The 1,412-nt window shown below is 52.7% G+C and carries 2 protein-coding genes; one reads left to right on the forward strand and one right to left on the reverse strand.

What is annotated here, in order from left to right:
• Positions 1–140 precede the first annotated feature (140 nt).
• Positions 141–896 carry a 16S rRNA (guanine(1405)-N(7))-methyltransferase RmtB1 gene (locus tag K0778_RS26025; RefSeq protein ID WP_012372818.1) on the forward strand — a complete coding sequence of 252 codons (756 nt, stop codon included), beginning with the start codon at positions 141–143 and terminating at the stop codon, positions 894–896.
• An 80-nt stretch (positions 897–976) separates the two neighbouring features.
• Here the strand turns inward: K0778_RS26025 and K0778_RS26030 are convergent, their stop codons facing one another.
• Entirely contained in the window at positions 977–1,258 is a 282-nt protein-coding gene (locus K0778_RS26030; protein ID WP_015059004.1) for a sodium/hydrogen exchanger, read from the reverse strand.
• Positions 1,259–1,412 lie beyond the last annotated feature (154 nt).

The following is a 1,412-nucleotide window of genomic DNA, read 5'->3' on the forward strand; positions in this document are numbered from 1 at the left end:
TTAGATTGATTTAAAACTTCATTTTTAATTTAAAAGGATCTAGGTGAAGATCCTTTTTGATAATCTCATGACCAAAATCCCTTAACGTGAGTTTTCGTTCCACTGAGCGTCAGACCCCGAAAACGATTTAGGAGACACCGATGAACATCAACGATGCCCTCACCTCCATCCTGGCCTCAAAAAAATACCGCGCCCTTTGCCCGGATACCGTGCGGCGCATCCTGACTGAGGAATGGGGGCGGCATAAATCCCCCAAACAGACCGTAGAGGCTGCACGCACCCGGCTGCATGGAATTTGCGGGGCATATGTCACCCCGGAATCGCTCAAGGCTGCTGCCGCCGCGCTTTCTGCGGGCGATGTAAAAAAGGCATTGTCGCTGCATGCCTCCACCAAGGAGCGACTGGCCGAGCTGGATACCCTGTACGATTTTATCTTTTCAGCCGAAACTCCCCGCCGCGTGCTGGATATCGCCTGCGGTCTTAACCCCTTGGCGCTATACGAGCGCGGCATTGCATCCGTGTGGGGCTGTGATATCCACCAGGGATTGGGGGATGTCATCACCCCCTTTGCTAGGGAAAAAGATTGGGATTTTACCTTTGCCCTGCAGGATGTGCTGTGTGCGCCGCCCGCCGAAGCCGGCGACCTGGCGCTGATTTTTAAGCTTTTGCCCCTGCTGGAGCGGGAGCAGGCCGGTTCTGCCATGGCACTTTTACAATCCCTCAATACCCCGCGCATGGCTGTCAGCTTTCCCACGCGTAGTTTAGGCGGGCGTGGAAAAGGCATGGAGGCGAACTACGCCGCATGGTTCGAGGGCGGCTTGCCCGCCGAGTTTGAGATTGAGGATAAAAAGACCATCGGAACAGAACTTATATACTTGATAAAAAAGAATGGATAAGCCAATCAGAAGGCAAATCATCTAAAAAAGAGGAACGAAAAATATTTTTCGTTCCTCTTTTGTTCTATCGAACAAGCACACTACGACTGCTGTTTTTGAAGCAGCCTTTTATAGCTCAGCTCGATGCCCAACGCCCCCAGCGGCGCTGTAAGTATAATGGCAAGAACCGCCACCGCAAGTATGGTTTCCCCACTGCCAAGCCCCATCGCCAGCGGAATAGCGCCGATTGCAGCCTGCACCGTTGCCTTGGGCAGATAGGCAATCATGCAGAACAGGCGCTCCTTCCGGGATAGGTCTGTACCCAGCGTACTCATCCACACGCCCAGCATGCGAAACAGCAGCGCAGCTGTGATCAGCAGCATGCCGCTTAGCCCGGCGGAGAAAAGGTAACGGATGTGGCACTGTTGCAAAGTTAGCGATGAGGCAGCCTTTTGTCTTATTCAAAGGCCTTACATTTCAAAAACTCTGCTTACCAGGCGCATTTCGCCCAGGGGATCACCATAATAAAATGCTGAG

It is taken from the genome of Escherichia sp. XD33 (assembly GCF_019375075.1).
GTDB classification, from domain to species: domain Bacteria; phylum Pseudomonadota; class Gammaproteobacteria; order Enterobacterales; family Enterobacteriaceae; genus Enterobacter; species Enterobacter flexneri_A.

Coding starts and splice junctions, on each gene's coding strand:
- K0778_RS26025 (WP_012372818.1), top strand. CDS start 141: ATGAACATCAACGATGCCCTCACCTCCATCCTGGCCTCAAAAAAATAC.
- K0778_RS26030 (WP_015059004.1), bottom strand. CDS start 1,258: ATGCTGCTGATCACAGCTGCGCTGCTGTTTCGCATGCTGGGCGTGTGG.